The sequence below is a fragment of the Acidovorax delafieldii 2AN genome (assembly GCF_000175235.1).
Lineage (GTDB): Bacteria > Pseudomonadota > Gammaproteobacteria > Burkholderiales > Burkholderiaceae_C > Acidovorax > Acidovorax delafieldii_B.
The window spans coordinates 1-591 of the sequence record NZ_ACQT01000622.1; the positions used below are offsets into that span (position 1 = coordinate 1).

Annotated in this window: 1 protein-coding gene; it reads right to left on the minus strand. The window is 70.7% G+C overall.

The genetic code is table 11. The features are described 5' to 3' along the window. Positions 1 to 20: 20 nt before the first annotated feature. Positions 21 to 591, minus strand: a 571-nt coding sequence (locus tag ACDELDRAFT_RS23410) for a LysR substrate-binding domain-containing protein (protein WP_040330949.1), incomplete at its 5' end; no start/stop codon positions are given.

Genomic DNA, 591 nt, shown 5'->3' on the forward strand with positions numbered 1-591 from the left:
GGTGCACCGCCGCGCCGCCCTCAGATCGCTTCCAGAAACTGCCGCAGCGCGGGGCTCGGGTCGCTGTTCCAGACCAGGTGCGTGCGGTTCTGGCGCAGCGGTTCAGGCAGCGGGTGCTGGCAAATGTCTTTCGCGGCGTGCAGGGCGCCCAGCAGCGAGGCGGGCACGATGCCGCAGCCCGTGCCGGCGGCCGCGCAGGCAATGATGGCCTGGTAGCTGGCCAGCTCCATCACGCGCTCGGGCCGCGTGCCGTCGAGCGCGAACCATTCCTCCAGCCGCTTGCGGTACGAGCAGCCCTGCGCAAAGGCCAGGATGGTGCTGGCGTCGAGGTCGGTGGCGCGCCGCACGGGTGCGTGCCGCTTGGCGGTGACGAGCACCAGCTCTTCCTCGAAAACGATGCGCGACTTCAGCTCACCCACGGTGAAGGGCTCGCCCACGAAGGCGGCGTCCAGCGCGTAGTCGGCCAGCTTGCGCAGCAGCAGGGCGGTGGTGCCGGTCTGCAGTTCGATGCCGATATCGGGCTGGCGCTGGTGGAAGCGGGCCAGCAGCTGGGGCAGGCGGCTGCCCGCCGTGCTTTCCATCGACCCCAGG